Here is a 25,384-nt window from a genome sequence, read left to right on the forward strand (position 1 = left end):
CTCCGGCGGCAAGCGCGGCGGCGCCTTCGGCAGCCGCGCCGGTCAGCGGCGACCGCGAGGAAGAGCGCGTACCGCTGAAAGGCATCCGCAAGGCGATCGCCAATGCGATGGTCAAGAGCGCTTATACCGCTCCGCACGTGACCCTGATGGACGAAGTCGACGTGACCCGCCTCGTCGCGCTGCGCGAAAAAGCGAAGCCGGTCGCCGAGAAGAAGGGCGTCAAGCTCACGTACCTGCCTTTCATCGTGAAGGCATTGGTGGCGGCAGCCCGTCAATTCCCGGCGATGAACGCCATGATCGACGAAGAGAAGCAGGAAATCGTCTACAAAAAGTACTACCATATCGGCATCGCGACGGATACGGACAACGGTTTGATCGTACCGGTCATCCAGGATGCGGACCGCAAAAATATTTGGACCATTGCCGCCGCGATCAAGGATCTTGCGGCACGCGGCCGCGAAGGCAAGCTCGGTCCGAACGAGTTGAAAGGCTCCACGCTTACGATTACGAATATCGGCTCCGCCGGCGGCATGTTCTTCACGCCGATCATCAACTTCCCGGAAGTGGCGATTCTCGGAACGGGCCGCATCAGCGAGAAGCCGGTCGTGAAGAACGGCGAAATCGTCATCGCTCCGGTTATGGCGCTGTCGCTCAGCTTCGACCATCGCATTATCGACGGCGCTACGGCTCAAAACTTTATGAACTATATCAAGCAGCTGCTGGCCGATCCGGAACTGCTTGTCATGGAGGTGTAATCCACGATGGTAGTAGGAGACGCATCGGTTGAAATTGACGTTCTCGTCATCGGCGCAGGTCCCGGCGGCTACGTAGCCGCCATCCGCGCAGCCCAGCTTGGCAAAAGCGTGCTCATCGTAGACAAAGCGGAGCTCGGCGGGGTTTGTTTGAACCGCGGCTGCATTCCGTCCAAGGCGCTGATTTCCGCAGCACATCAATACGAGGTCGTTAGCCATGCCGCCGAGATTGGGATTTCGGCGGACAACGTAAAAGTCGATTGGTCCAAGGTGCAGGATTGGAAGAACGGCATCGTCAAGAAGCAAACCGGCGGCGTCGGAATGCTGCTGAAAGGCAACAAGGTCCAAGTGTTCAACGGCGAGGCGCTGTTCATCAACGAGCATGAAGCGCGCGTCTTCAACGATAACGAAACGGCACGCTACCGGTTCAACCATTGCATCATCGCGACCGGCTCCCGTCCGATCGAGCTGAAGGCGTTCCCGTTCGGCGGACGCATTCTGTCCTCGACCGAAGCGCTGTCGCTTAGCGAGCTGCCGAAGAGCCTCGTCGTTATCGGCGGCGGTTATATCGGTATCGAGCTGGGACAAACGTATGCCAAGTTCGGCGCGAAAGTAACGGTGCTGGAAGGCTCCGACTCCATCCTGCCGGGCTTCGAAAAAGAACTGTCGCAGCCGGTGGCGCGCAACCTGAAAAAGCTCGGCGTCGAGGTCGTCACCGAGGCGATGGCTCAAGGCTGCGAGCAGACGGATAAGGACGTGACGGTGACTTATACCGTCAAAGGCGAAGAGCATAAAGTAACCGCGGACTACGTACTGGTTACCGTCGGCCGCCGTCCGAATACCGACGGCGACTTGTCCCTGGAGCTTGCAGGCGTACAGGTCGGCGAACGCGGCTTGATCCAAGTCAACGAAAAATGCCAGACGAATGTTCCGCATATCTATGCGATCGGCGACATTGTACCGGGCATGGCGCTGGCCCACAAAGCTTCGTATGAGGCGAAGGTCGCGGCAGAATCCATTGCCGGACTGCCGAGCGTTGTGGATTACAAAGTCATTCCGGCCGTCGTCTTCTCCGATCCGGAGATCGCCGGCGTTGGTTTCAGCGAGACCGAGGCGAAAGCCAAAGGCATCAACGTGTTCACCGGCAAGTTCCCTTACGGGGCGAACGGCCGCGCGCAATCGATGAACGTCACGGACGGCTTTGTGAAGCTTGTCGGCGACAAAGACACCGGTCTTTTGATCGGGGCGCAGGTGGTCGGCGCGGAAGCCTCCAACCTGATCGCGGAGCTGACGCTCGGCATCGAGATGGGCGCTACGCTGGAAGACATTGCGATGACGATCCACGCGCATCCGACGCTTGGCGAAATCACGATGGACGCCGCCGAAGGCGCGCTAGGCCATCCGATTCACCAACTGATCAAAAAATAATGCGTGTAACCTAAAACCCGAGGCGAAAGCGGCTTTTAAGCTGCTTTCGCCTCGGGTTTTTTAAAACTTTAAGCCTATTTCCTGAGGCTTATTTACTTCGTTTTTATCGCACCGAAATCGAAAAACTATGAAATGAAACGACACAGCCTTGCCAAGCGAATTGCCCTGTCGCCAGTGATACAAAATTGTATCTAGGTAAAAATTGCGGCTCGATTGGTTCCAAGCTGGCCCTCATAATGATGATCAAGCTACCGCTTTTCGTTGCCGGCTGTCGCCCGCTCCAAAGCTGCCAAATATGCGTAGGCCTCCTCGTTCGATTGGCCGCACATCTCCTCCGAGGGCCGCAGGCTGCCGCATACGGCCGGGCGTTCCGGGCTCCCGAACAATCCGCAGCGGTTATCCGCCGTGAGCTGGACGCAGCGAACGCCGGCAGGCTTGCCTTCCGGCATGCCCGGGATCGGGGAAGAAATCGATATGACGATGCAGCACGCAGCGCATCCGATCCGGCACTCCATAGGGTTACCTCCTATTCTCCGGCGCCTTAAAACGCGCGCTACGACGAATCCTCTTATTATACCATATCCTTTCGATTATCGGGCGACCTGTGGGTTGTCCTTTTTTGTGTCAGGAAAACACTATTAAAAATGGAAAATATAAATAAGTAGATAATTTTATCCCGCGAAAGTTGAAATGTATACCTGTGAGGCGTCATGGCGCGATTTTATAATAAAAGCAAGGTGAAGGTCACCGATCCAAATATCGACATAGGGGGATTCCCAGATGAAGAAAAGTGTACTTTGTTCCGCAAGCGCAGCGCTCTTGCTGACCACCGTACTGGCTGGCTGCGGCAGCTCTGCGCCGGCTGCAAATAACGACAAAGACAAAGGCGGGGAGGCCGGCAAGGCGGCTGCCGGCACGGAGGCGAAAGCCGGCTCGTTCCAAATGACGGTGCGCCACATCAACGTCCGGGATACGGCGAAATCGACGCTGGAGCTGCTGCAAAAGGTGACGGCAAAAACGGAGCAGGACGTTCCGGGACTTAAGCTCAACCTCGACGGCGTCGAAGATACCGTCAATCGCGATGTCAAGCTGAAAGCGGAGATGTCCTCCGGCAAGCCGCCGCATATTTTCAACCTATTCGGCGGCGCAGACACCCAGAACTACGCCAAGGCAGGCCACTTGCTCCCGCTGAACGATATTCTTAAAGAACTCGGCTTGTCGGACCAATTCTACAACCTCAGCGAATTTACGGTAGACGGCAAAATCTACGGCCTGCCGGAGTCCGGTTACGTGGAAGGGTTCTACTACAACAAGAAAATGTTCCAGGACGCCGGCGTGCAGGTTCCGAAAAACTGGGAAGAGTTCCTCAAAGTCTGCGAAGCTTTGAAAGCGAAAAAAATGACGCCGATCGCGCTGGGCGGCGGACCGGAAAGCGCTTGGGCGATCAACATGCTCGGCAACAGCCTGTTTGTCGGCTTAGGCGGCACCGAGCAGCAGGAAGGGTTCAAATCGGGCAAAACCAAGTGGACTGACGCTCCGGTTGTCGATGCGTTCAAGCGGATGAAGGAGTTGAAGGATAAAGGCTATATCGATCCCAACGTGTTGGGGCTGAAATATGCCGAGGGCCAGGCGAAGTTCTACACAGGCCAGGCTGCCATGCTGTTTGACGGCACGTGGGCGACTTCCGCGGTGCTTGACAAAGAAAAATCGACCGTGAAAGACAATGTCGGCTTCTTCCGTCTCCCGGATGTGGGCGGCAAAGGCGACGGCTACATCAACGGCGGCTGGAGTAACGGCTACGGCTTCTCCGCTCACCTGAACGACAACGAATTGAAGGCCGTTAAAACGTTTATCAAAAACTTCTACACGGTCGAGAATCAAGCCGATCAGCTCAACAAAGCAAACCGGATTCCGGCGATGAAAAACGTAAAAGGCTCTAACGATGCGCATCCGCTGGTGAAAGAAATCAGCGACGCTCAAAGCTCGGCCAAAGGCGCATTCCCGGCGTTCGACGCTTTGGTTCAGCCGAAAGTGAAGGTGACGCTCGAAGCTTCGATGCAAGAACTGCTTGGCGGACAAATTGCACCGGAGAAAGTAGCCGAACGCATGCAAAAAACGCAGGAAGAAGCGAATAAAGCCGACGGCGAAAAAAAATAAACAGCTAAACGAGGGTGCCGCCAACGCGCGGCGCCCGCATTTTGCTATCGGAGGGTGATCCATGAATAAGGTGCTGAGGAATCCGGTGGCCTACTTAATTTTTGTCGTCCCGGCCCTGGCTTTGTATGTGACGTTCTATATTGTCCCGTTGTTCTCGTCGTTAAGATATTCCGTCACAAGCTGGAACGGGATTAACGAACCGGTGTTTAACGGAATCGAAAACTTCCTTAAAGCGCTCCAAGACGAGAAGTTTTGGATCGGATTTAAAAACAACGTCTATTTTGTCGGGTTTTCGCTTATTATTCAGGTTCCGATCATCATCGCGGTCGGCATTATCATCAGCAGGGCGAAGAAAATGCTGGGGCTTTACAAAGTATCGGTATTTTTGCCGAGCGTGCTGTCGACGGCCGCCGTCGGGATTATATGGCAATTCATATACCAACCGGATGCCGGGCTGCTCAATCAGCTTCTCCGCGCTACCGGGTTCGCCGATGTGGCCAAGCCGTGGCTCGGCAACCCGGATACGGCGATGACTGCGGTGCTCGTTGCGAACGCTTGGCAGTGGACCGGATTTTATATCGTTCTGGTGCTCGCGGCCATCTTCGCGATCCCTTCGGAAGTGCTGGAGGCTGCGGAAATCGATGGCGCCGTCGGCTTCAAGAAAGCGTGGCACATCACCGTGCCGCTCATTCGATCGGTCATTGTCGTCGTCATGCTGCTGTCGATCACGGGCGCGATGAAGGCGCTGGATATCGTATTGATCATGACCAGCGGCGGTCCTTTCGGCAGTTCGGAAGTCATGGCCACGTATATGTATAAGCAGGCGTATTCAGCCGGCGAATACGGTTACGCCAATGCGATTGCCATTATCATTTTTGTGTTTACGTCTGTCGTCACGCTCATTTTCCATCTGTTCTCACGCAGGGTAGAGGAGGTTAAATACTGACATGAAGAAAGCGTTGGCCAAAAGTATTCCTCATCTCGTCCTGATTCCGTATGTGCTTATCGTCGTCTATCCCATCTACTTCATTGCGATCTCGTCTTTAAAGAAAAATAACGAGATCATCACGAATCCATGGGGCCTGCCTTCGGAGTTTTCCTTTTCGCACTATGAGAGCGCGCTGACGAATTCGCATTTGGGGACGTACTTTATCAACAGCCTTTATATCGCTACCATTGCTACGGTCGGCTCCTTGCTGCTCGCCATGGGGATCGCCTTCGCGGTCACGAGAATGCGGTTTCCATCGATCAGCAAGCTGGTGTACGGGCTGCTGCTGCTCTCGCTGCTCATTCCTCCCGCCTCACTGCTTATTCCGCTGTATATAATGGTGAAGGACATGGGGCTGTACAACACCCCTCTGGCGCTCATTATTCCGTATATGGCGTTTGGGATCCCGTTAACCGTCTTTGTCGTGGCCGCTTTCATGAAGGCGATTCCTACCGAGCTTGAAGAGGCCGGCATTATGGACGGGCTGTCCGCTTACGGCTTGCTGTTCCGGGTTGTATTCCCGCTGTCGCTGCCGACGCTCGTTACGGTGTTTATCATTAACTTCCTCGGCCATTGGAACGAATATGTCATGGCGAACTTATTCCTATCCACACAGACGCTCCGGACGCTGCCTGTGGCGGTCGTCGGGTTTGCGGACAAATTCAACATGAACTATGGCGCCTTGTGCGCTTCGATCAGTATCAGCGTCATCCCGATCATTATCATCTTCACCTTTTTGCAAAAACAAATTATTGAGGGCGTCACGGCGGGCAGCGTAAAGGGGTAATCGCCCCTTCTGCCCGCCTTCGCTGCGTCAAGCCTCGAAGCTCCGGCCGCATTCGGCCCGGGCTTTTTTTGCGTTGGTCCGAAAATCTCCCGCTTGATAGGAGCGGAGAACAGCGGACGCCTGCAGCAGGCCAAAAAAATGGTTAGTTTTCTATTGACAGGTTAGATTATCCAGTATAAAATACCATTCAGAGATGACTTGAACAATTGTTCAAAACGTATGTTCAAAACATGTGTTCAATTCGAAAGGGAGGTTTTCATGAAACCAGAAGCGCAGGGAAAAGACGTCAAGCTGAAAATTTTGAACGCCGCCAAGAAGCTGTTCGCAAAAAAAGGCTTCGAAGGCACGACGGTGCGGCAAATTTGCGATGAAGCGGGAGTGGCGCTGGCTCTGGTGTCTTATCATTTTGGCGGCAAGGAAAACGTGTTCTACGCGCTGTTTGAAACGTTCGCCCCGGCGTTCCTGGTAACGGAGTACGATCTCGAAGATCCTGTGCAGGATTTGCAAGCGTTTGTCCGGGAGTTTGCGCTCTTTCGTTTGGCCGAGCCGGAGCTGATCAACATCCTCCAGCAGGAGGTCATGATGGAGAGTCCGCGGCTGGAGAAGCTGCAATCCATTATCCATAAGCTGTGGCGGCAGCTGCGCTTCATTCTTGAGGCGGGCAAAGCCAAAGGGCGTTTCGAGTTCGACTCGACCCGGCATACGGTCCATTTTATTGTAGGCACGCTCATATTTTCGCGCAGCAGCCCGTTTCTGGACCCCGTATTTCAGGACGAGCACGAATCGAGCCGGCCTACGGCGGCCGAAATTGAAAAAATGATTGTCGAATTGACGACCAAATTCATTCTTAACGGAATCAAAAGCAAAATATAGAGAAGAGAAGCATCAGGAGAGGGGAACGGAGGAAATGAAGAAACAAGTGGCGGCGATCGTTGTATTGGCCTTAGCGCTCAGCGGGGGAGGCTGGATGCTGGCGGCGCAGGGCAAGGATGCGGTAACGCTGGCTTCTTCCAATAAGGGAAGCATTCTGACGGCGGAGCAGGTGAATGTGTCGTTTCAAGGCGTCGGCGGCAAAATCATCGATCTGCCGATCAAAGAGGAGCAGACGGTACACAAGGGCGACGTGCTGATGACGCTTGATCCGACGGATATCGACCTGCAGCTCCGCAAAGCGCAGGCCGACGTGGAGGTGACGACCTTAAAGATCAAGCAGGCGGAAGACGGCATCCAAGTCGCCCAAAGCAAGCTGGAAAATGCGGTGAAGCAGGCGCAGATCGGCTTGTCGCAGGCGGAGACGCAGGAGGCGCAGGTGGCGGACGGCGCGAGAGACGAGGATATCGAACGGCAAAAGCTTGCTGTCGCGGCTTCGGAGGAAGCGTACACGCATGCGCTCAAGATGTATAACCAGCTGCTGAATACGGAGGAGACGTACGATAATAATCCGTATTCGTACAAGGATCACCGCGACGCGGTCGAGAAGGCGCGCAACCAGGTCGTGACGCTGGAGAATGCGAGAAACCAGCAGCAGGCCGTTCTGGATAAAATGCTGGCCGGCGCTACGGATAAAGAACGTAAGCTGGCCGCGCTGCAAGCGGACCGCGCCAAGGCGGTCGTCGAGCAGCAGCAGCTCGCCGAGGGCGATATTGCGAATCAGCGGATCGGCCTGGAGGCGCTGAACAAGCAGCTGGAGCAGCTGAACATTTTGATGGAATCGCTGAAGGTACAGAAGGACCGCTTCACGCTGCGCGCTCCGGCCGACGGCAAAGTGGTCCGAATCATACCGAAGATGGGCGAGAATGTCGGCTCCGGGATGCCGGTCGTCGTATTGGAAACAGGCAAGCTCTATTACGACTTGTATGTCGATGAGCGCCAAGTCGGCAAGTTCCAGGCCGGTTCGGTCGTTCCTACGCATTTTGCCGCACTGCCGGACAAGGTGGAGGGCAAAGTCCAGTTCGTCACGGCTGCGCCGCAATTCGCCGCGCTTCGCATGAGCCGGGAGAAAGGCACCGCAGATTTGAACTCGTTCCAAGTGCGTGTCTACGTAGAGCGGACCGACAAGCTGCTGCCGGGCATGACAGCGGAGGTGCATGTCGATGAAATCCCAGCTCGATGAGTGGAAATACGCGCTATCCGGCAAATTCGTCCTGGCGATTCTGATCGCTCCGCTGATCGTAGCGGCGCTGTTCGGCTACATGTTCAAGAACGGTCAAATCAACGAAGCGCCGATGGCGGTCGTCGATGAAGACAACAGCTTGTACAGCCAGCAGTTTATCGACAAGGTGAACGCGTCCCAATATATGAACGTCGTGGACGTATTCCACGAAGCGATCCCGCCGGAAAAGCTGATGGCCAATGAAAAATATATGGTCGTCATGTACCTGCCGCGGGGAATGGAGCAGTACCGCTTCCAAGGGAAGCAAATCAATATCGGTCTGCTTATCGACAACTCCATGCCGTCGGCGATCGGGAATATCCGTTCCGGGATGCAGGAGCTGGTTACGATCGAGAATACGACGCTGTCTGTAGGCAAGCTGAAGGTCATGGGACTCGGCGACGATGCGGCGATGGGGATTGCCTCCCCGCTCTCGCTGCAGCAGCGGCTGCTGTTTAACCCGACCTCCGATTTTATAGGCTTTATGGTCATCGGTTTCGTCAATGTGGTGGCTCTGGGGATTACCGCCATCGCCGCGGCATCCATCGTCCCTCGCCTGCGGGTGGAGGGCAGGCTGGAGGAGGCGCTTCGTTCGCCGATCGGGCTCTGGTCGCGGGTGCTGCCCTACGCGGTGATCTCCTGCGTCAGCCTGATGCTGGCCTTTGGCCTTCTGAAGCAGATTGGCGGGCTGAGATTTGTCGGGAACCCGCTGGAATTTCTTGTTCCGCTGCTGCTCTATACGCTGACGGTCACGCTGATGGGCATGGTCGTCGGTTGGACGGCGTCGGACCCGTCGAAGGTGGCGCTTCGCACTTATGCGATTGTGTATCCGTCCTTCATGCTGTCCGGTGTGCAGGTGGCCACGATTATATTCCCCGGGCCGATTCAAGCGATCAGCAACATGCTGCCGCTGACCTGGCTGTTTAAATTCATTCGGGGCATCGGCTACCGCGGAGGCTCGCTTGAATATTTCGCAAGGGAACTCGGTGTATTTGTAGTGATGATCGGCGTGATGTCGCTCGCCGTCGGTTTGCTGACGATGTGGGAGACGCGCCGGGTTAAGGTAAATTCAACAGTGGGAGAGGTTGCAGCATGACGAATTCGAATCAACAATGGAAAAAAACGGCATTATCCGTCGTTTTGACGGCTTCCCTGCTCGGTACGGCGTCCATTCCGCCTGCCATGGCGGCTTCGGCTGCGCCGGAAGCTGCGGCAGCGGCGGACGCGTCGCAGGCGGCTTCCGGCGTCCAGGCCTCCGGCGCGATCGCCGGAACGCCGCAGCTGCAAAGCTATGCGCTCACGGATAAGCTGCAGGTCGAAATCAAGAGCCTGTTGAACGAAACGACAAGCGAAGGCACCCGCATCGCTGCGGTTGTACGGGTTCGGAGCTTGGACGCCAAGGTAGCGAAAATTCCGGACTTGGAGCTGCGGGTCAAAACCGCCGACGGGTATGAATATCCGATGCAAGCGAGCGTCTTTAACGCCCATGCCATTCGTCCGGGCACGACGGAAGAATTGAACTTCCTCGTCAAGGTGGACCGCCGGGACCCGTCGGAGCTGACCGAGCTGGTCTGGTATGCCGTCGATTGGTACTCGTATCCGAAGAAGGAGACCGTGCAGCTTGCGGTGCCGGTAAAAGGGCAGGAATGGACCGGACCGCTGTCGAGCTTCACGAATTCCGCTTCATCGGTGCTGCCTTGGGAGCGCTCCTTTACGTTAAGTCCGGCGCTGGAATCGCCGCTTGTCTATACGCCGGTTTCCGTGAACCGGGACAATACGCCGCAAGGACCGGTAACGACGGTGAAGATGCGCGTGGAGAACCCGTCCGCGACCAAAGAGGCTGTTCCGGACTTTACTCTCGACGGCAAGTCGAACGGGAACGGGCGCACGGATAAAACCGTCTTCCCGGGGAAACGGGTCGAGGCGTCGCCGCTGGTGCTCGAACCGAAGGAGCAGCGGTATATCCATTTCGCCATCCCGACCGATAAAGATACCGTACTCACGAGCTTCAACGTGCTGACTCCGGAAACGTTCCGCCAACTCGATCCCAAAGGCCAGCCCAGCCAGGTTTCCTACAGCGTGGGACGCTATCAAGTGGCGGTGCCGGTCACGAGCAGCTCGACGGAATATAATGCGGCTAAGCCTTACGAGCCGGGTCAGCCGTTCGTCTTCGACAGCTTGTCCGATACGATCGATCCGCATCTGTCGGTATCGATGGTTGAGTTCCACCGCCATGAGAACGAGGGCGAAGGCTATCAGACCGTCATTGCGAAGCTGCTGCTCACGAACAACAGCGACCTGCCGGTTCCGGTGCCGACCTTCCAGACGAAGCTGATTACGGCGCAGGGAATGACGTATTCCGGCAACCGGCAAGCGGGGGCCATTGCGGAAATTATGCCGCAAACGAGCTATGCCGTAAGCTATGCGTTCAACATGCCGACCGAAAACCAGGACGAGCAATACGTTCTGAAGTTCACGGATGCGAAGACGGCGGCGCCGGCTTCGACGACGATCGGGGCGTACCGTGTGACGATGCAGGAATCGAAGCTGGATCTGCAAAATATGTCGTTCTATCCGTTCAAGGTCAAGCTCAACGACTGGACGCTGAACGCGCGGTATAATGTACCTTCGGCGCTCTCCCCGAACACGCCGATCAGCTATACGTACCGTATGAAGCTCGATATGGACATTACCCGCAATGAGCATGTCGTCGTGGATCCGAATTCGTCCAAAATGCAGCTGGAGCTGGTAGATAAAACGGGCAGAATTTTATCGACCAAGTCGCTACCGTTCAGCGGCGTCAATCGGTTGATCAGCGGCGTGCAGTTTATTCAGTTCGACACCTTGCGTACCGAAGAGCACGAGTATCCGCTGGACATCAATATTTACGAAGTGATCACGACCCCGACGGGCGAAGCGAAGCGGCTTGTCGGCGTTCTGAAGCAATAGGAAGGTTTTTGACATACCCGAAAAAGCAGGTTCTCCCAGCGAGAGCCTGCTTTTTTACAAGGATTGAAAAGGCTTCGATCGGAAGCTTTTCTCATTTTATCCGGGCGGTTCAGAAGCTGGTAAGAGTATGATAAAATAGCAGCATGTGGAGTTCTATACCAAGCCGGATATGGAGAAAAATTCGATGCGCTACGATACATACGAGACAAAGGAACAGGTCGCTCAGCTTCGTTTTTACCGGCGCGAGCACGATGCGGCGCTCCGGGCGTTTGAACTTCCGGAAGAACAGGCCAAGTTTACGGCGCTCCCCGACGAGGTGCTTGAGGCTTCGTTAAATGACGAGAACCAGTATCCGGTCGTCATTTTGGCCGGGGATACGCCGGTCGGCTTTTTCATCCTGCATCGCAGTGAAACAACCGCCTCGCTTTCCGATAATCCGAATGCGATTCTTCTCCGGGCATTTTCCGTCAATCACGCTGAGCAAGGACGCGGTTATGCCAAACGGGGCATGCAGAACGTGGCCGCTTTTGTGGCGGAGCATCTCCCTGGAGTGGAAGAAATTGTTCTGGCGGTCAACGAACGAAACTTTGCTGCCAAGCGGCTCTATGAAGCAGTGGGGTTTCGGGATACGGGAAGGAAGCGGCAGGGGCCGATCGGCATGCAGCACATCTTAAGCCTTTCCTTGGAGCAATGACGCGCAGTTCAAACGATCCGAATAAGGAGAGATTGACGTGAATACTGCCGAAGCATTGGGATACGGCAAAAGCGACAGATTGTTAATTGTCAACGCCGACGATTTCGGAATGTGCCATGCCACGAACGAAGGGGTGCAGCAGCTGCTGCTGGAAGGCGCCGTATCGTCAGCTACGGTCATGATGCCCTGTCCATGGGCAAAGGAAGCGGTGAGCTGGGCTGCAAAGCATCCGGCCTGCGACGTCGGCGTGCATTTGACCTTTACCAGCGAATGGCCCACCTACAAATGGGGGCCCGTCACCCGCACAGGCCCGGTCGCTTCGCTTCTGACGGCGGAGGGCTATTTTCCTGCGGACAGTGCGACCGTCGAACGCGAAGCGGACCAAGACGACATCCGCCGGGAAATCGTGAGCCAGATCGAGCTGGCGCTGCGGATGGGCCTGAATCCGAGCCATGCGGACAATCATATGGGAAGCCTGTACGGGCTGCATACGGGCCGCGACTTTTTGGAGATCGTCCTGGACGTCTGCGCCGCCTATGGGCTGCCGTTCCGCCTGCCGAGATACTTGGAGCCCGGCGACCCGGGAATTCCGCCGCAAGCGTACGAGATTGCGAAGGCGCGGGCAGCGCTGGCCGACCGGAAGGGCGTCGCGATCATCGATCATCTGCGCAGCCTGCCCTTTGTGCAGGAGCCGGGGGAGACGTACGAGTCGTTCCGGGACGGCATGGCCGCCTTGCTTCGTTCGCTGAAGCCCGGCATCACGGAAATCATCATTCATCCTTCACGGATCGACGAAGAGCTCAAGGCCATTCATTCCCATTGGGAGAAAAGGGGAATGGAGTTCGAGGTGTTCCGGGATCCGGCCATTCGTCAGGTGGTTGCTTCCGAAGGCATCCGTCTGATTCGATGGTCGGAGCTGCAGCGCCTGATGCGAAAGGAAGCTTAGCCCGGGCACGGAAATGGAAAGCTCCCGCCAGGCTCCGAAAGGAGTCAGGCGGGAGCTTGCTGTATATGCGGGTAGGGTGTTTCCGACGGGGCGTTAACGCTGCCAGTAAGCGGGCAGCTCCGCTTGGTTTTCCCGCAAAATATCGTCCAGCACCGACTTCGCCAGCGAAGCGGAGCCGACGAGCGGATGGAGCGTCAGCGCTTGAAGCGCGGTGCCGTAGTCCCCGGTGACGGCAGCTTCGACTGTCAGCTCCTCGTACGCTTTGACCGCTTGCAGCAGCCCGCGGATTTTCGCGTCGATCGGCGTTGTAAGCTGTACCGGATGGGCGCCGTTCGCGTCGATCACGCAGTTCACTTCCACCGAGACGTCGTCCGGCAGGCATCCGATGATGCCGTTGTTGCGCACATTGACGGTTTGGATGTCCTTTTTGTTATTGTAAATGGAAGAGACCAGATTCAGCGCCGCTTCGGAATAATAGGCGCCGCCGCGTTTTTCGAGCTGTGGCGGTTTGACGTTCAGGTTCGGGTCTTTGTACATCTCGAACAGCTCGTCCTCGACCTTCTTCACGGCTTCCGCCCGCGTGCCGGTCGTTTCCGCCGCATGGAGCTGCTCTTTCAGCATCTCGTCGCGCAAATAATAATAACGGTGGTAAGCGCATGGAAGAGAGCCGAGAGATTTCAAAAATTCGAGATCCCAGCCGAAATCCGGGATGTTCTTCATCGTAAACCCGCTTTGTCCGCTTGCCGCTTGGAACAGCACCTGCCGGGTTACGTCGACGCCGTCCACGATGACGCGGGTCGTCCAGTTCAGATGGTTAATGCCGATCATCTCGATGTCCACTTGGGAGACGTCCACGTTCAGCGCCTTGGCGATCTGCATCCGGGTGCCGATCGGCAAATTGCAGAGCCCCATCGTCCGGATGCTGGAATGCTTCAGTACGGCTTCCGTCACAATCCCCGCCGGATTCGTAAAGTTGAGCAGCCAAGCATTGGGCGCAAGCTCTTCCATGTCCTTGCAAATGTCCAGAATGACCGGAATCGTGCGAAGCGCCTTGGCGAAGCCGCCCGCGCCGGTCGTTTCCTGCCCGATCAAATTGTAGCGCAGCGGAATGCGCTCGTCCCGGGCGCGTGCCGCGAGCAGGCCGACGCGGAGCTGCGTCGTGACAAAGTCGGCATCCCGGATCGCTTCCCGGCGGTCCAGCGTCAAGTGGAGATTGATCGGCACGTTCGCTTTTTCCAGCATGCGCCGGGCCAGGTTGCCGACGATTTCGAGCTTTTCCTTGCCTGCTTCGATATCGACCAGGTACAAATCTTTCACGGGAAGCTCGGGATACCGTTTGATGAAGCCTTCGATCAATTCGGGCGTGTAGGAAGAGCCGCCGCCGATAACGGCCACTTTTAACGATTCCTTTTTCATGCTTCATACCCTCCGTAAGCTGCAAATTTGGAATGAATAGCTTCGCCGGCCGCCAGACCCAGACGGTCCATGCCAAGCAGCACGGCGCCGTAAACCGGAGCCATCTCAGGAATGACCAGTTCGATGGAGCCGTGCTCCTGCCGAACCGTCTCCTCCAAGGCGGCGAGTAAATGCGGATTGCGGCCTTTCTGCACGACGCTGCCGACCAGCACGATCGGAATCGTCTCCTTCCGGAAGCCGCCAAGCCGGCGGATGACCGAGCACGCCGCAATGCCGAGCTCCCGGCCGGTTTCCTGCAGGATCCGTATCGCCAGAGAATCGCCTTCGTTAGCCGCCTCGTGCAGCACAATGGTGAGGTTGCCCTCCCGCAGTGAATAAATATCCCGGTCCAGAAAATCGTTCACCATCTGCTCGACGGTGTTGAAACCGAAATAACGAGGCACTTTGTGCTGCAGAACGGACGGAATTTCCCGGTATTCCCATGAGCGTACCGCCGCTTGGAACGTCCGCGTCGCCATGTAGTGGCTGCCCGCGGCGTCGCCGTACAGCGTTCCGAGCCCCCCGGTCTGAACCGTGCGGCCTTCCTCGTTGCGTCCCGCCGCATTCGTGCCGCTGCCGCAGACGAGCACGACGCCCGCATTGTCCGGACAGCCGATGCGAAGGCCTTCCATCGTATCGCAGACGATGTCCCAATGCGCATAAGGCAATGTCGCCAGCGCCGGGCGAAGAATCGAAAAATCGCGCTCCCGGTCCGCACCCGCAAGACCGTACTGGACGAAGGCGATATCGTCATAGGTCAGACCGGCCTCCTGAATCGCTTGCATGACGGAATGCCGGATATGCCCCAGCGCTTTATCGATGCCGACAATCTGATGATTGCCGCATCCGGCAATGCCGCTTCCCCGTTTGTTTCCATGCTCGTCGATAACGACTGCGTACGTTTTGGTTCCGCCGCCGTCTACGCCGATGATATAGCGCATGCTGAAGCCGACTCCTTTCGTTCTCTCTTAAGAAGCATTTGTTATTACAAATGTTACGAATTTATATTTGTCATTACAAATTTAACATGCCTTCCGGGCGGCGTCAACGGGTCATTTTCCGATAAAACCTGCTCTTGAATACCTATCTTCAACGTTGTATCCTATAGTTGTATCTAAATTTGTATCGAATGTATTAGAACAATGACTATGGGTTCTATCGGAGGTTACAACGTGACGAAAACGAAAGCGGACGCGCCGCTCTATCATAAGCTGAAGGACCGCATTCTGGAGCTGATCGAGTCGGGACAATACCGGCCAGGGGACCGCTTGCCGACCGAATACGAGCTGTGCAAGCAGTTCGAGGTGAGCCGGACGACGGTGCGGCAAGCGCTGCATCATTTGAAGCTGGAGGGGCATATCGAGCAGACGCAAGGCAAGGGCACCTTCGTCGCTTCCTCCAAAATACAGCAGCCGTTGTCCAGCTACATCAGCTTTGACGATTATATGAAACGCCTGGGGCTATCCGGCGAAACGAAAGTGCTGGAATTCGCCGTGGTGCCGGCGACCGCGCAGTTGGCCAAGATGCTGCACATTGCCGAAACGGACCCGCTCTTCAAGCTGATCCGCATGCGGTATGTCGACCGGACGCCCTTGAAATATTCCATTACCTATATTCCGTGGAAGGTCGCGCCGGGTCTTGCCGTTGAGGACATTCAAGGCTCGCTGTACGACGTGTTCCGCGGCAAGTACGGGCATCAATTAAGCAAATGCGTGGACTGGATCGAGCCGATTCTGACCGACGATCAGTACGGCGAATATTTGGAGGTCGCCGTCGGGGCCCCCGCCTTGATGGTCCGCTCGGTCACCTATGATACGGCAGGCATGCCGCTGGAGCATTCGCAGGAAATATTCCGCGGCGACCGATCGAAGTTCGTGCTGGAGCGCGACCTTCAGTCGCCTTCTGCCAAGTACACGGGACTGCTGCCCGACCCGTGGCAGCATGAGCCGGACGGCGACGTCTGACCCGAAAAAAAGGCATAGCAAAGCGGCCCGGTTCCAACGAACCGGACCTGCTCAACGCTTGTCGTGCATCTTCGAAACGGTAAGCGGCCGGGGTTAACCGGAATGGTGCTTCCTGACGTATTGCTCCGGCGACGGCCCCACGATCGATCTGAAATCGCGGATGAAATGGGACTGATCGTAGTAGCCGAGCGCCAAGGAGAGCTGCGACCAATCGGGAACGGGACCATGATGCATCTGTTCGGCCGCTTCATGAAGCCGATAGCGGCGAATGACCCATTTGGGGCTTACTCCGACATAGCGGTCGAATAAGCGCTGCAGCGTTCGCTTGTGCACTCCGGTTTGGCGGACAGCGTCATCCACTTTGACGATGGTCCGGTCGTTTCGGATGAGGCTGACGATATCGCTCACCAAGCTGACGTTGTCGTCCGGCGCCGGGAGCCGCTCGCCGAGAAACGCTTCCACCCGGTTCAGTGCCGCCTCTATTTCCTCCTGGGCAAAAATTTCTTTCTCTAACGGTCCGCTGTCCATCCCGAACACTTCGCGAAAGCTGACGGAGCTGTCCGTCAGCCGGGATACCGGCTCGTTCAGGAAGGGATAGAAGCCTCCGGGCTTGAATTTCAGACCGAGCACCCAGCCGCGGTTCTGCAGCACATGCGAGGAGGTCGCGCTGGCAACGCCGTAAATGCGCGTAAGCTCGGGTTCGAAAACCAGGTTGACGTTCGGATGAGTCAATACCGTCTGACGATACGGCGCTTCTCTGCGCAAGTCCCACTTGACGATCCAATAGCGCTGCACAAAGAAGCCGATCTCCGCCGAAGGCCGGAAGCGGGACAGCGCAAACTTTTTTTCGCCGGTTTTCGGATGCAATATTCCTCTTGGGGACTCATCGCCAGTCGTATGCATCAAATCACTCCCTTGCTCCGTCTAGCGGGAAAATCGTTCTGTCGCGTTTTTCCTATACGCTTGTCCGCAGCCGAATGTATAGTAAGAGTAGCAGTCGGGGCGTCCGATTGCAATTCCAAATTCATTGGTTCGCGGAGGGATAAGGATGGATCTTGTTTACCATTACTATATCGGGGCGTCGCCGGAGGACGTTTGGCAGGTATTGATTTCGGACGAAGGCGTGAAAAAGACGATGTTCGGCTGTACGATCCGTTCCACCTTCGAGGTCGGCGGCGATTTCGCGTATGTGGGACCCGGGAACGACGGCGACGAAACCGTCCACGTCTACGGCAAGGTGCTTGCGATCGAGCCGAACCGGCTGCTCAGCGTGACCGAGCATCCCGGACCGTCTTACCGGGAGAACCACGCCGAGCTGGAGACACGGATCACGTTCACGCTGGAGCCTATGGGGGGCTGCACCAAGCTGACGCTGGTCAATGACCGGTGGACGTCCGATCATCCGTCGTACGAGAACGCCCGGCAAAGCTGGCCCATGATTTTGAGCAGCATCAAAACCTGCGCCGAAACGGGCAAAACGCTTGATTTCGGTTATTAATATCATGTCAAACGGGACGGAGCCTTGCTTCGTTCCGTTTTGCTTTCTGCGATTTTTGCAACGGCATAGGCGATGATCAGAAGGAGCGTAATCCATACGGACCGTTCGAACGCGATGCGAAAGCGCGCTTGCATCCACAGGTCCTCGCCGATGATCAAGTAAGCAACCTGATTGGAGATGCCTAAGCCTCCGTCATGAATGCCGGGAATCAAATTGTAAAAATAGTTCTGTCCCAGACCCAAGTTGGCGACAAGCGATAACAGCACCGACAAGAGCAGAGCCGTAGAATAGACGGTCTTCGCGCCCAGCCGCTTGAGCACCCCGGCAACCAGCAGCACGGCAAGCAGCGCCAGAGCCGCATAAAGCATAGAGCGATCCTCCTTTTGCTAAAAGATTTTCATCTCTTTCAGCATAGTAAGAACGAGGCGGTATGACAATGACTTGCCGATGACAATTGGGTTACAGATGAAAGAGGCTCGATTTACCCGCGTTTTGCGCGGAGCTTCGGGCCGAACCATACGACGGATGCTCCGGTCTTGGAAGGGGATTCCGGCTTCGAAGTTTTTGTCGGGTATGGAACGAACGGATGGGACGGGACGATTTTGCGGGTCCGCCATTTGCCGTTCCGGCCGGTTTTGGTACCGGTTCGTTGTACGGGCTTCGACCGGTATTGGGATCTTGTCGGCTGAGCCGAGTCTCCCGGCACAGAACCGGCCGCAGGGGCGCCGGATTCCGGTATGCCCGACAGCGGCGAGAACGATAGCGTCCGGTCCGCTTGATCGTAAGCAAGCAGACATAGCTGCCCGCTGCCCAGACGGAGCTTGGCCGCAGCGCCTGCCGACAGCACGCACTCTTCGCTCAGCTCGTTTTCGGGCACCGAGAGGCGGAGCTTGACGGAAGCACTTCCGCGTCTGGCCCTTACGCTCCGGCTCCTCCGTGGGGCGGCCATTCCAAGCTTGTTCAGCAACGAATATCCGATTCTTACTCTCGGCTCCGTTCTGCCCCTTTCGGTAAGCAGGATGACCTGTTCTTTGTTCACGGTAATTTGGGTCAGGGTAACGGTACGTTCAAGCTCGTTGTATTCCAGCAGGCAGCGGGCTGCTCCCAACAGGCCGGCGGCTTGGGCCGTAGCCGGTCCCATTTCGATGTAATGAAACGGGCATTCGTCGTCGTGTCCCCGCACGATGCGGATTTGTTTTCCCGGACCGCCTTCTTTTTTCAAAATGACCATTGTTCCGTCCCGAAGCGTATGGAGCTCGTGTTCGTAGCCGTTCGTACAATCCGCGACCAACGTCATCGTATCCTCGCCGTGCTCCGGGTTCACCACAACATCGAATAGTCCTCTAGCCACTTCGATCCTCTCCCGTATAGCCGATGTGAGTTTCTGTCGTCCTGCTTGCACCTATATAAGGTATGTCATCCGTCGTCCCCTGGTATGTACAGGTGTCCCTGAGGCAGCTGTCACGAAAAAAGGCCGCGCTCCCCGGAAACACGGTATAATGGAGCTGAAATGAAGAGCAGCCCGGCGCTGCGCGAGAGGAGAAAGAACGCTTATGGGAATGACCCGGTATACGCATTTATTGTTCGACCTGGACGGGACATTAACCGATCCGAAGGAAGGCATTACCCGGTCGGTTCAATATGCTTTGGGGCGCATGGGAATCGAAGAACCGGATTTGGACAAGCTGACGCCGTTTATCGGTCCTCCGCTGCAGGTGTCGCTGCGAGAGCGGTATGGCTTTACCCCGGAACAGGCCCGGGAAGCGATTGGCTGGTACCGGGAATATTTCGCGGAACGGGGGATGTTTCAAAACGAAGTGTATCCCGGTATCCCGCAGCTGTTGGCGGAGCTCGGGGCAGAGGGCCGCAAGCTGATCGTCGCGACCTCGAAGCCGCTCGTGTTTGCACGGCAAATTTTGGCGCATTTCGGGCTGGACCGGCATTTCGCCCATCCGGCGGGCAGCGAGCTTGACGGGACGCGCTCGGACAAAGCGGACGTGATCGCCTATGCGCTGGAGCTGGCGGGCTTCCCGCCCGTTTCCGCCTGCCTGATGATCGGCGACCGGAAGCACGATATCGAGGGAGCGAGGGCTCACGGAATGGATTCGGCGGCTGTCGCTTACGGCTATGGCACCGTCGAAGAGCTCAGACTGGCGGAGCCCGCATATACCGCCGCAACCGTGCACTCGCTCGCGGAACTGCTGCGCGGATGAGCCGCGGGGGCTATGTGGGCATCGACGGCTGCCCGGCCGGCTGGCTTGCGGTGGCGCTGTCGGAGGACGGACGAAGCTGGGCCGCGGACGTATATGAAGATCCCGATCGCCTGTGGGAAGCCCACCGGGAGGCCAGGCTGCTGCTGATCGATATGCCGATCGGCCTGGCCGACGGCCGGGAGCCGCGCGCTTGCGACGCGCTCGCGCGGGAGCTGCTGAAGCCGGGGCGGGCGTCCTCCATCTTCGCCGCGCCGGTACGCGAGGTGCTGGGAGCGGCCGGCTACGCTGAGGCGAATGCACTGCAGCGGCAGGTCAGCGGCCGCGGCTTGTCGCGCCAGTCCTGGGGCCTCGTGCCGAAAATTCGCCGGCTCGACGAACTGCTCCAGCGGGACGCAGAGGCGCGCGGGCGCTTCCGCGAGTCGCATCCAGAGCTGTGCTTTGCGCAGCTCTTCGGCGGGCCGATGTGCCACGGCAAGAAGACGCCGGAAGGCTTGCCGAGCGGCTCGCGCATTTGCGGCGGGTCTGCGCGCACGCCGATCTCATCGTCGACGAGCTGCTCGCGCGGTATACGCGCAAGGCGCTTGCCCGCGACGATATGCTCGACGCGCTTGTGCTCGCGGTAACCGGCTGCCTCAGCGGCGGCGCATTGCGTCAGGTGCCTGCCGAAGGCGATGCGGACCGGACGGGGCTGCGGCGTACGATTTCGTTCTACAAGCCGGAGGAGCGACCGCTTGCCGCCGGAAGGCAAGAATCGATTTAGCAGCACCGGCTTCACAGCCAGCTTGGATTTTGCTTATCAAACTATGCGGCAATTTCGAAGGCCGGGATTCCTTGCAGCACAGGGGATTCCGGCTTTGATATTTTTACCGGCTGAAAATAGGCAGGTTCTCGAAAAAAACATAATTGACAATGATAATCATTATCATTTAATATGGTTGAGGAAACACTTGGAACATTACGGAAAACGGAGGAGCTTGGACATGAAACTGATAATTTTGTTTGCCAGCATGACGGGCAATACGGAGGAAATGGCTGACGAGGTTGCAGAGGGGGTCCGCGAAGCGGGGATCGAGCCGGTCGTCAAAAATGTGATGGATGCCAGCGGTCACGAGCTGGGAGAGTATGACGGTATTATACTTGGAGCCTACACTTGGGGCGACGGCGAGCTGCCCGACGAATTTCTGGATTTCTACGAAGAGATGGACGGTCTGGAGCTGAGCGGGAAAAAAGCGGCTGTCTTCGGTTCGGCCGATTCCTCGTACGCGCAGTTCGGAAAGGCGGTCGACATCCTCAAGGAGAAGCTGGAGGAGCTCGGAGCGGACGTTGTCGCAGAAGGGTTGAAGGTGGAATTAAACCCGTCGGATTCGGATAAAGCCGCCTGCCGGGCACTCGGCAAGAAGGTCGCGGAAGCTTTGGCCTGATACAACTGCCGCGTGCCGGATATCCAGGCAACCCTTGCGCTGCCTATGCAAGACAACGCAAGCATCGTCAATGCAGGAAGAGATGGTTTGCGTCGATCGGTCGGATCGCTGAGCTTGTCAAGGCTGAAGATGCTCAAGAAGCCTGGTTCCGCGGGGCGACAGCTTGTATCCCGTGCCCAGACTGATCGTGAGCCCGAGCTCCTTGAGCTTGCGCACGTTGATTTTGAGCGCATCGGTTTCCCAAGCCATTCTGCCGGCCAATTCGGCCGCCCGCCTGCCCGGCAGCTCTTGGATAAGGAGCAGCGTTTGCAGCGTCCAGGGACCGCGCCGGCTCGCCCTATCGTAGCGCTGCAGCCGGCGCTTCAGCTCATCCGCTTCGGCATCGGTCAGCTCGTCCTGCTCCCGCAGCGTCTCGCGCGGATCGGAGCCGGCATACCGCAGCTCAATCCGATAAACGGTGCCTTTGCCGCGGTACCGGACCAGCTCTTTCCGCAGCTCCGCCAGCGACGCATTGCCCGCTTGTCCGGCATCTTCCTCGGTCAAACGCTCCTCTTCCGCGACGGCCTCTACGCTTTGAAGCTCAAGCACGCCGACCGCTGTGCGCAGCTTGGTTCCTTCGTTGATCCGCGCTTTCTCCCAGCATCGAAAAGCCGTCGTGACACTGCCGTCCGCCAGTCTTTTCAGCACGTCGTTTTTAAACAGCATCGGCATTCACCTCTCGCTAATCGTATAGCATACGCTTGGAGCTCCGATGGGAGCGTGATAAAATCGGTTCAGACGACACGTTGTCGAAGACAGATGCCACGCTGCACCAGATCAGGAAAGGGGAGACGGGGAACGATATGTTTACGGCTTTTATATTCGATATGGACGGCGTTATCATTGACAGCGAGCCGCTTCACTTCAAGGTGGATATGGAGGTGATGGAAGGGCTCGGCGTCCCGATTGCGAAGGAGGAGCTGGAAGCGTATGTCGGGATGACCAATCCCGAGATGTGGACCCGAATCCGGCTCAAGTACGGCCTGGCGCCGTCCGTTGAAGACATCATCGAATTGCAGCTGAATCGGAAGCTGTCGTACTTGGAAGCTTCGGACGACCGGCCGATCGAAGGGATCGCGGAGCTGCTCCATTCGCTGCATGGCAGCAAGCGGATCGGTCTGGCTTCTTCCTCGCCGCGGGTGTTCATTGAGGCGGTGCTGAATAAATTCGGGCTGCTTCCGTATTTCGATTTTGTGATAAGCGGCGAAGAGGTGGACCGTGGAAAACCGGCGCCCGATATTTATTTGAAAACCGCTGAGATGCTCGGAGCCGCGCCCGGCCAATGCATCGTGCTGGAAGATTCACGCAACGGCGTGGCTGCGGCCAAAGCCGCCGGCATGACGTGCATCGGGTTTCAAAATGCAAACTCCGGGGACCAGGATTTATCGAAGGCCGACTGGATTGTTGGCTCGATTCGGGAGATCCGGCTTGAAAAGCTGGAGAGATTGGTCCCATCGGCCGAAGCGGGAGCATAATCCGCCTCGTATTCGGTTTACTACAATGAAGCGCACTATGCCGGGCAAGGACGCAATTTGCAGCCCGTGGCCGGTGCGCTTCCGCTTTCCTTTCCTTTTCTTCCCCGGGAATTAAATCCCGCCTACTCCACCCGTTCAATCGTTTGCCTCCTCATGAGAAGCTCATCTATGGCATAGATGCCTCGCGCTGCGCATAAATTACCAAGTACAGGGGGAGATGGAAACGCTTTCGGACAACCTCGCCGACCGTTGCTGCAAGCGGGCAAGGCGGACGGTCCTCAGGTTCGGCCACCAGGGCAGCGAGCCGTTTCCCCAATGAAGGCCGCCGCCGAGGCGTCATGCGTAACCGGCGAAACCGTCGGCGTCGGCCCCAGACCAAGGCAACCTTGCATGGAGGTGGTTCTAATGCCCGACAAGCCTTGGCTGCGTCACTACCCTGCCGAGGTGCCGCCGACGTTCGATTACCCGCGACATTCGCTGGCTTGTTTTTTGACGGAGTCCGCCCGCACGTATCCGCAGCGTGCCGCTTTGGATTTTATGGGCAAAACGATGACTTACCGCACGCTTCTGGAGCAAGCGAGCCGATTTGCGGACGCGCTCGTCCGGCACGGCGTGCGTCAAGGCGACCGGGTTGCGCTCATGCTGCCGAACTGCCCGCAAACGGTCATTGCTTATTTCGGCACGCTGCTTATGGGCGGCATCGTCGTAATGACCAATCCGATGTACACCCCGCGTGAACTGGAGTATCAGCTCAAGGATGCGGGAGCACGGACGATCGTCACGCTGGATCTGATGTACCGGCGGGTATCGGAAATTGCTGAGTCCGCCGAGCTGAGGCATGTCATCGTCACGTCGATTAAGGATTACATGCCTGTTCCGCAGAAATGGCTCTACCCGTTGTTCGCCAGGAAGCAGGGGCTGGACCGGAAAGTCGTTTATGGTAACGGCGTCTATCCGTTCCGGCAATTTATGGAGCGGGGCTCCCCGGAGCTTCGGCCGGCGGAGGTGGATGCGGAGCGCGATCTGGCTTTGATCCAATATACGGGGGGCACGACCGGGCGGGCCAAAGGGGTGATGCTGACGCATTATAACCTGATCGCCAATACGATCCAAAGCCGGCTGTGGTCCTACCGTTTGAAGCCGGGACAGGAAACGTATTTGTCGGCGCTGCCGTTTTTTCATGTGTTCGGGCTGACGGTGCTGCTGAATCAGTCCGTGTATTTGGGCGGAACGCTGGCGCTCCTGCCGCGGTTCGAGACCGGCTTGCTGCTTGAGACTATCCGCAGGACGAGGCCGACCGTATTCCCCGGCGCGCCGACGATGTATATTGCGCTTCTTCAGCAAGCCCGCAAGCCGCGGTTCAACATATCTTCGCTGAAGCTCTGCATCAGCGGGGCCGCTCCGCTGCCGCTTGAGGTGCAGGAGCAGTTCGAGGCCATCTCGGGAGGCCGCCTCGTCGAGGGCTACGGCTTGACGGAAGCGTCGCCTGTCACGCATGGGAACAACATCTGGGAGCGGCGGAAAATCGGCTCTATCGGTATTCCGTTTCCCGATACGGATGCGCGGATTGTCGACCCGCAGACGCTGGAGGAGCTGCCGGTCGGAGAGGTCGGCGAGCTTGCCGTCCGCGGGCCCCAAGTGATGAAGGGCTATTGGAACCGGCCGGAGGAGACCGCAGCGGCGCTGAAGGGCGGATGGCTGTATACCGGCGATATGGGAAGGATGGATGAGGACGGCTTTTTTTATATTTTGGACCGCAAAAAGGATTTGATTATCGCCGGAGGCTTCAATATTTATCCGCGCGAGATCGAGGAGGTGCTATACGAGCACACGGATGTGGAGGAGGCCGTGGTCGCCGGCGTGCGGGATCCGTACCGGGGAGAGACGGTGAAGGCGTATTTGGTCATGAAGCAGGGCAGCGAGGCGGGGGCCGAGGAACTCAACCGATGGTGCCGGGAGCGGCTGGCCGCGTACAAGGTGCCCCATATTTACGAATTCCGCGATCATCTGCCCAAAACGATGGTCGGCAAGGTACTGCGCAGAAAGCTGCTGGAAGAAGAGGCGGAACGGTCCGATTCATGATCGATAAGCGGGGTGAGCGAGAGTGGCAATACGGGATGACATCGAACGTCTCGTCGCGCGGATGAATGCCAATCCGGGGCCGATTCGAACGTTAAATGCGGTATATCAATTCGATTTCGGCGAAGGGCGGCTGCTGCAGGTACGGTTTCATGGAGGTCAGGCGGAGCTTGCGGACGGGGCGCCCAATGCGGCGGACTGCAAGCTGACCTTGTCGGAAGCAACGCTGCTTCGGCTGATGCGGAAGCAGGTGAACGCCATGCAAGTGTACACTGCGGGCGAATTGAAAGTGGAGGGGAGGCTGACGGCGGCGTTTCGGCTTCAGGAGGTGCTGAAAGCCTATCCCAGCCTCTAGCGCGGGACCTGATCCGGCGCAGCCCATAGTAA

Annotated in this window: 26 protein-coding genes and 1 pseudogene; 20 read left to right on the forward strand and 7 right to left on the reverse strand. The window is 57.2% G+C overall.

All coding sequences use genetic code 11. The features are described from left to right. Both PEH01S_RS29875 and lpdA read left to right on the forward strand, forming a co-directional pair. Window positions 1-755: dihydrolipoamide acetyltransferase family protein (locus tag PEH01S_RS29875; RefSeq protein WP_164828081.1), on the forward strand; the 755-nt coding region annotated here is incomplete at its 5' end. Between the two features lie 6 nt (window positions 756-761). Further along, window positions 762-2,180, forward strand: coding sequence for a dihydrolipoyl dehydrogenase (gene lpdA / locus PEH01S_RS29880; RefSeq protein WP_127489819.1), 1,419 nt, complete (start codon window positions 762-764; stop codon window positions 2,178-2,180). A 248-nt stretch (window positions 2,181-2,428) separates the two neighbouring features. Here the strand turns inward: lpdA and PEH01S_RS29885 are convergent, their stop codons facing one another. Further along, window positions 2,429-2,695: a YkgJ family cysteine cluster protein gene (locus PEH01S_RS29885; RefSeq protein WP_025850252.1), complete on the reverse strand. Its 267-nt coding sequence runs from the start codon at window positions 2,693-2,695 to the stop codon at window positions 2,429-2,431. Between the two features lie 265 nt (window positions 2,696-2,960). Between PEH01S_RS29885 and PEH01S_RS29890 the strand changes: the two genes are divergently transcribed. From PEH01S_RS29890 to PEH01S_RS29930, 9 genes are all read left to right on the forward strand, one after another. After that, window positions 2,961-4,337: an extracellular solute-binding protein gene (locus tag PEH01S_RS29890; protein WP_025850251.1), complete on the forward strand. Its 1,377-nt coding sequence runs from the start codon at window positions 2,961-2,963 to the stop codon at window positions 4,335-4,337. Window positions 4,338-4,398: 61 nt separating this feature from the next. Further along, window positions 4,399-5,283, forward strand: coding sequence for a carbohydrate ABC transporter permease (locus PEH01S_RS29895; protein WP_025850250.1), 885 nt, complete (start codon window positions 4,399-4,401; stop codon window positions 5,281-5,283). Between the two features lies 1 nt (window position 5,284). Continuing rightward, complete coding sequence (locus PEH01S_RS29900; RefSeq protein WP_025850249.1) at window positions 5,285-6,112, forward strand: carbohydrate ABC transporter permease; 828 nt, start codon at window positions 5,285-5,287, stop codon at window positions 6,110-6,112. Between the two features lie 258 nt (window positions 6,113-6,370). Then, window positions 6,371-6,985 carry a TetR/AcrR family transcriptional regulator gene (locus PEH01S_RS29905; RefSeq protein ID WP_025850248.1) on the forward strand — a complete coding sequence of 205 codons (615 nt, stop codon included), beginning with the start codon at window positions 6,371-6,373 and terminating at the stop codon, window positions 6,983-6,985. Between the two features lie 34 nt (window positions 6,986-7,019). Next, window positions 7,020-8,225, forward strand: coding sequence for an HlyD family secretion protein (locus PEH01S_RS29910; RefSeq protein ID WP_025850247.1), 1,206 nt, complete (start codon window positions 7,020-7,022; stop codon window positions 8,223-8,225). Continuing rightward, complete coding sequence (locus PEH01S_RS29915; RefSeq protein WP_025850246.1) at window positions 8,206-9,360, forward strand: ABC transporter permease; 1,155 nt, start codon at window positions 8,206-8,208, stop codon at window positions 9,358-9,360. Before PEH01S_RS29910 ends, PEH01S_RS29915 begins: the two co-directional genes overlap by 20 nt. Next, complete coding sequence (locus tag PEH01S_RS29920) at window positions 9,357-11,213, forward strand: hypothetical protein (RefSeq protein WP_127489821.1); 1,857 nt, start codon at window positions 9,357-9,359, stop codon at window positions 11,211-11,213. Before PEH01S_RS29915 ends, PEH01S_RS29920 begins: the two co-directional genes overlap by 4 nt. Window positions 11,214-11,397: 184 nt before the next feature. Then, window positions 11,398-11,907: a GNAT family N-acetyltransferase gene (locus PEH01S_RS29925; protein WP_025850244.1), complete on the forward strand. Its 510-nt coding sequence runs from the start codon at window positions 11,398-11,400 to the stop codon at window positions 11,905-11,907. A 37-nt stretch (window positions 11,908-11,944) separates the two neighbouring features. Next, complete coding sequence (locus PEH01S_RS29930; RefSeq protein WP_025850243.1) at window positions 11,945-12,853, forward strand: polysaccharide deacetylase family protein; 909 nt, start codon at window positions 11,945-11,947, stop codon at window positions 12,851-12,853. Between the two features lie 93 nt (window positions 12,854-12,946). Here the strand turns inward: PEH01S_RS29930 and PEH01S_RS29935 are convergent, their stop codons facing one another. Further along, window positions 12,947-14,269 carry a 6-phospho-beta-glucosidase gene (locus tag PEH01S_RS29935; protein ID WP_025850242.1) on the reverse strand — a complete coding sequence of 441 codons (1,323 nt, stop codon included), beginning with the start codon at window positions 14,267-14,269 and terminating at the stop codon, window positions 12,947-12,949. Then, a complete protein-coding gene (locus PEH01S_RS29940; protein ID WP_025850241.1) occupies window positions 14,266-15,249 on the reverse strand; it encodes an N-acetylglucosamine kinase in 984 nt (327 codons plus the stop codon). Before PEH01S_RS29940 ends, PEH01S_RS29935 begins: the two co-directional genes overlap by 4 nt. Window positions 15,250-15,480: 231 nt before the next feature. Here PEH01S_RS29940 and PEH01S_RS29945 point away from each other — a divergent pair, with 231 nt between their 5' ends. Then, window positions 15,481-16,272: a GntR family transcriptional regulator gene (locus PEH01S_RS29945; RefSeq protein ID WP_246063107.1), complete on the forward strand. Its 792-nt coding sequence runs from the start codon at window positions 15,481-15,483 to the stop codon at window positions 16,270-16,272. A gap of 93 nt (window positions 16,273-16,365) precedes the next feature. Here the strand turns inward: PEH01S_RS29945 and PEH01S_RS29950 are convergent, their stop codons facing one another. Further along, entirely contained in the window at window positions 16,366-17,175 is an 810-nt protein-coding gene (locus tag PEH01S_RS29950) for a helix-turn-helix domain-containing protein (protein WP_127489823.1), read from the reverse strand. Window positions 17,176-17,320: 145 nt separating this feature from the next. On the opposite strand from PEH01S_RS29950, the gene PEH01S_RS29955 reads away from it, so the two are divergent. Further along, window positions 17,321-17,770 carry an SRPBCC family protein gene (locus tag PEH01S_RS29955; protein ID WP_127489825.1) on the forward strand — a complete coding sequence of 150 codons (450 nt, stop codon included), beginning with the start codon at window positions 17,321-17,323 and terminating at the stop codon, window positions 17,768-17,770. A 2-nt stretch (window positions 17,771-17,772) separates the two neighbouring features. Here PEH01S_RS29955 and PEH01S_RS29960 read toward each other — a convergent pair whose 3' ends face one another. Together PEH01S_RS29960 and PEH01S_RS29965 are read right to left on the reverse strand one after the other, a co-directional pair. Then, complete coding sequence (locus PEH01S_RS29960) at window positions 17,773-18,138, reverse strand: hypothetical protein (RefSeq protein ID WP_127489827.1); 366 nt, start codon at window positions 18,136-18,138, stop codon at window positions 17,773-17,775. A gap of 113 nt (window positions 18,139-18,251) precedes the next feature. Then, complete coding sequence (locus PEH01S_RS29965; protein WP_127489829.1) at window positions 18,252-19,121, reverse strand: hypothetical protein; 870 nt, start codon at window positions 19,119-19,121, stop codon at window positions 18,252-18,254. Window positions 19,122-19,329: 208 nt separating this feature from the next. Here PEH01S_RS29965 and PEH01S_RS29970 point away from each other — a divergent pair, with 208 nt between their 5' ends. The 4 genes and pseudogenes from PEH01S_RS29970 to PEH01S_RS29980 all read left to right on the forward strand — a co-directional run bounded on the left by PEH01S_RS29970 (window position 19,330) and on the right by PEH01S_RS29980 (window position 21,404). Beyond that, complete coding sequence (locus PEH01S_RS29970; RefSeq protein WP_407669500.1) at window positions 19,330-19,983, forward strand: HAD family hydrolase; 654 nt, start codon at window positions 19,330-19,332, stop codon at window positions 19,981-19,983. After that, a pseudogene (locus tag PEH01S_RS36035) lies at window positions 19,980-20,420 on the forward strand (DUF429 domain-containing protein); the annotation flags it as partial. The gene PEH01S_RS29970 and the pseudogene PEH01S_RS36035, both read left to right, overlap by 4 nt. A gap of 26 nt (window positions 20,421-20,446) precedes the next feature. Next, the gene (locus tag PEH01S_RS36040; protein ID WP_307720140.1) at window positions 20,447-20,743 is read left to right on the forward strand and encodes a DUF429 domain-containing protein; all 297 of its coding nucleotides are present in this window, start codon (window positions 20,447-20,449) and stop codon (window positions 20,741-20,743) included. Window positions 20,744-20,963: 220 nt separating this feature from the next. Continuing rightward, the gene (locus PEH01S_RS29980; RefSeq protein ID WP_025850234.1) at window positions 20,964-21,404 is read left to right on the forward strand and encodes a flavodoxin; all 441 of its coding nucleotides are present in this window, start codon (window positions 20,964-20,966) and stop codon (window positions 21,402-21,404) included. Between the two features lie 117 nt (window positions 21,405-21,521). Here PEH01S_RS29980 and PEH01S_RS29985 read toward each other — a convergent pair whose 3' ends face one another. Beyond that, on the reverse strand, window positions 21,522-22,109 hold the full coding sequence (locus PEH01S_RS29985; protein ID WP_127489834.1) for an ASCH domain-containing protein: 588 nt from the start codon (window positions 22,107-22,109) through the stop codon (window positions 21,522-21,524). Between the two features lie 137 nt (window positions 22,110-22,246). Here PEH01S_RS29985 and PEH01S_RS29990 point away from each other — a divergent pair, with 137 nt between their 5' ends. From PEH01S_RS29990 to PEH01S_RS30000, 3 genes are all read left to right on the forward strand, one after another. Continuing rightward, complete coding sequence (locus PEH01S_RS29990; protein WP_025850232.1) at window positions 22,247-22,918, forward strand: HAD family hydrolase; 672 nt, start codon at window positions 22,247-22,249, stop codon at window positions 22,916-22,918. A 405-nt stretch (window positions 22,919-23,323) separates the two neighbouring features. Further along, window positions 23,324-25,000 carry a long-chain-fatty-acid--CoA ligase gene (locus tag PEH01S_RS29995; RefSeq protein ID WP_127489836.1) on the forward strand — a complete coding sequence of 559 codons (1,677 nt, stop codon included), beginning with the start codon at window positions 23,324-23,326 and terminating at the stop codon, window positions 24,998-25,000. Between the two features lie 22 nt (window positions 25,001-25,022). Then, window positions 25,023-25,352, forward strand: coding sequence for an SCP2 sterol-binding domain-containing protein (locus PEH01S_RS30000; RefSeq protein ID WP_025850230.1), 330 nt, complete (start codon window positions 25,023-25,025; stop codon window positions 25,350-25,352). Window positions 25,353-25,384 lie beyond the last annotated feature (32 nt).

The sequence above is a fragment of the Paenibacillus ehimensis NBRC 15659 genome, from assembly GCF_004000785.1.
GTDB lineage: Bacteria > Bacillota > Bacilli > Paenibacillales > NBRC-103111 > Paenibacillus_G > Paenibacillus_G ehimensis.

Excerpts from the sequence above, each read along its gene's own strand:
- lpdA (WP_127489819.1), top strand. The coding sequence starts at position 762 with ATGGTAGTAGGAGACGCATCGGTTGAAATTGACGTTCTCGTCATCGGC.
- PEH01S_RS29885 (WP_025850252.1), bottom strand. The coding sequence starts at position 2,695 with ATGGAGTGCCGGATCGGATGCGCTGCGTGCTGCATCGTCATATCGATT.
- PEH01S_RS29890 (WP_025850251.1), top strand. The coding sequence starts at position 2,961 with ATGAAGAAAAGTGTACTTTGTTCCGCAAGCGCAGCGCTCTTGCTGACC.
- PEH01S_RS29895 (WP_025850250.1), top strand. The coding sequence starts at position 4,399 with ATGAATAAGGTGCTGAGGAATCCGGTGGCCTACTTAATTTTTGTCGTC.
- PEH01S_RS29900 (WP_025850249.1), top strand. The coding sequence starts at position 5,285 with ATGAAGAAAGCGTTGGCCAAAAGTATTCCTCATCTCGTCCTGATTCCG.
- PEH01S_RS29905 (WP_025850248.1), top strand. The coding sequence starts at position 6,371 with ATGAAACCAGAAGCGCAGGGAAAAGACGTCAAGCTGAAAATTTTGAAC.
- PEH01S_RS29910 (WP_025850247.1), top strand. The coding sequence starts at position 7,020 with ATGAAGAAACAAGTGGCGGCGATCGTTGTATTGGCCTTAGCGCTCAGC.
- PEH01S_RS29915 (WP_025850246.1), top strand. The coding sequence starts at position 8,206 with ATGAAATCCCAGCTCGATGAGTGGAAATACGCGCTATCCGGCAAATTC.
- PEH01S_RS29920 (WP_127489821.1), top strand. The coding sequence starts at position 9,357 with ATGACGAATTCGAATCAACAATGGAAAAAAACGGCATTATCCGTCGTT.
- PEH01S_RS29925 (WP_025850244.1), top strand. The coding sequence starts at position 11,398 with ATGCGCTACGATACATACGAGACAAAGGAACAGGTCGCTCAGCTTCGT.
- PEH01S_RS29935 (WP_025850242.1), bottom strand. The coding sequence starts at position 14,269 with ATGAAAAAGGAATCGTTAAAAGTGGCCGTTATCGGCGGCGGCTCTTCC.
- PEH01S_RS29940 (WP_025850241.1), bottom strand. The coding sequence starts at position 15,249 with ATGCGCTATATCATCGGCGTAGACGGCGGCGGAACCAAAACGTACGCA.
- PEH01S_RS29950 (WP_127489823.1), bottom strand. The coding sequence starts at position 17,175 with ATGCATACGACTGGCGATGAGTCCCCAAGAGGAATATTGCATCCGAAA.
- PEH01S_RS29955 (WP_127489825.1), top strand. The coding sequence starts at position 17,321 with ATGGATCTTGTTTACCATTACTATATCGGGGCGTCGCCGGAGGACGTT.
- PEH01S_RS29960 (WP_127489827.1), bottom strand. The coding sequence starts at position 18,138 with ATGCTTTATGCGGCTCTGGCGCTGCTTGCCGTGCTGCTGGTTGCCGGG.
- PEH01S_RS29970 (WP_407669500.1), top strand. The coding sequence starts at position 19,330 with ATGACCCGGTATACGCATTTATTGTTCGACCTGGACGGGACATTAACC.
- PEH01S_RS29980 (WP_025850234.1), top strand. The coding sequence starts at position 20,964 with ATGAAACTGATAATTTTGTTTGCCAGCATGACGGGCAATACGGAGGAA.
- PEH01S_RS29985 (WP_127489834.1), bottom strand. The coding sequence starts at position 22,109 with ATGCTGTTTAAAAACGACGTGCTGAAAAGACTGGCGGACGGCAGTGTC.
- PEH01S_RS29990 (WP_025850232.1), top strand. The coding sequence starts at position 22,247 with ATGTTTACGGCTTTTATATTCGATATGGACGGCGTTATCATTGACAGC.
- PEH01S_RS29995 (WP_127489836.1), top strand. The coding sequence starts at position 23,324 with ATGCCCGACAAGCCTTGGCTGCGTCACTACCCTGCCGAGGTGCCGCCG.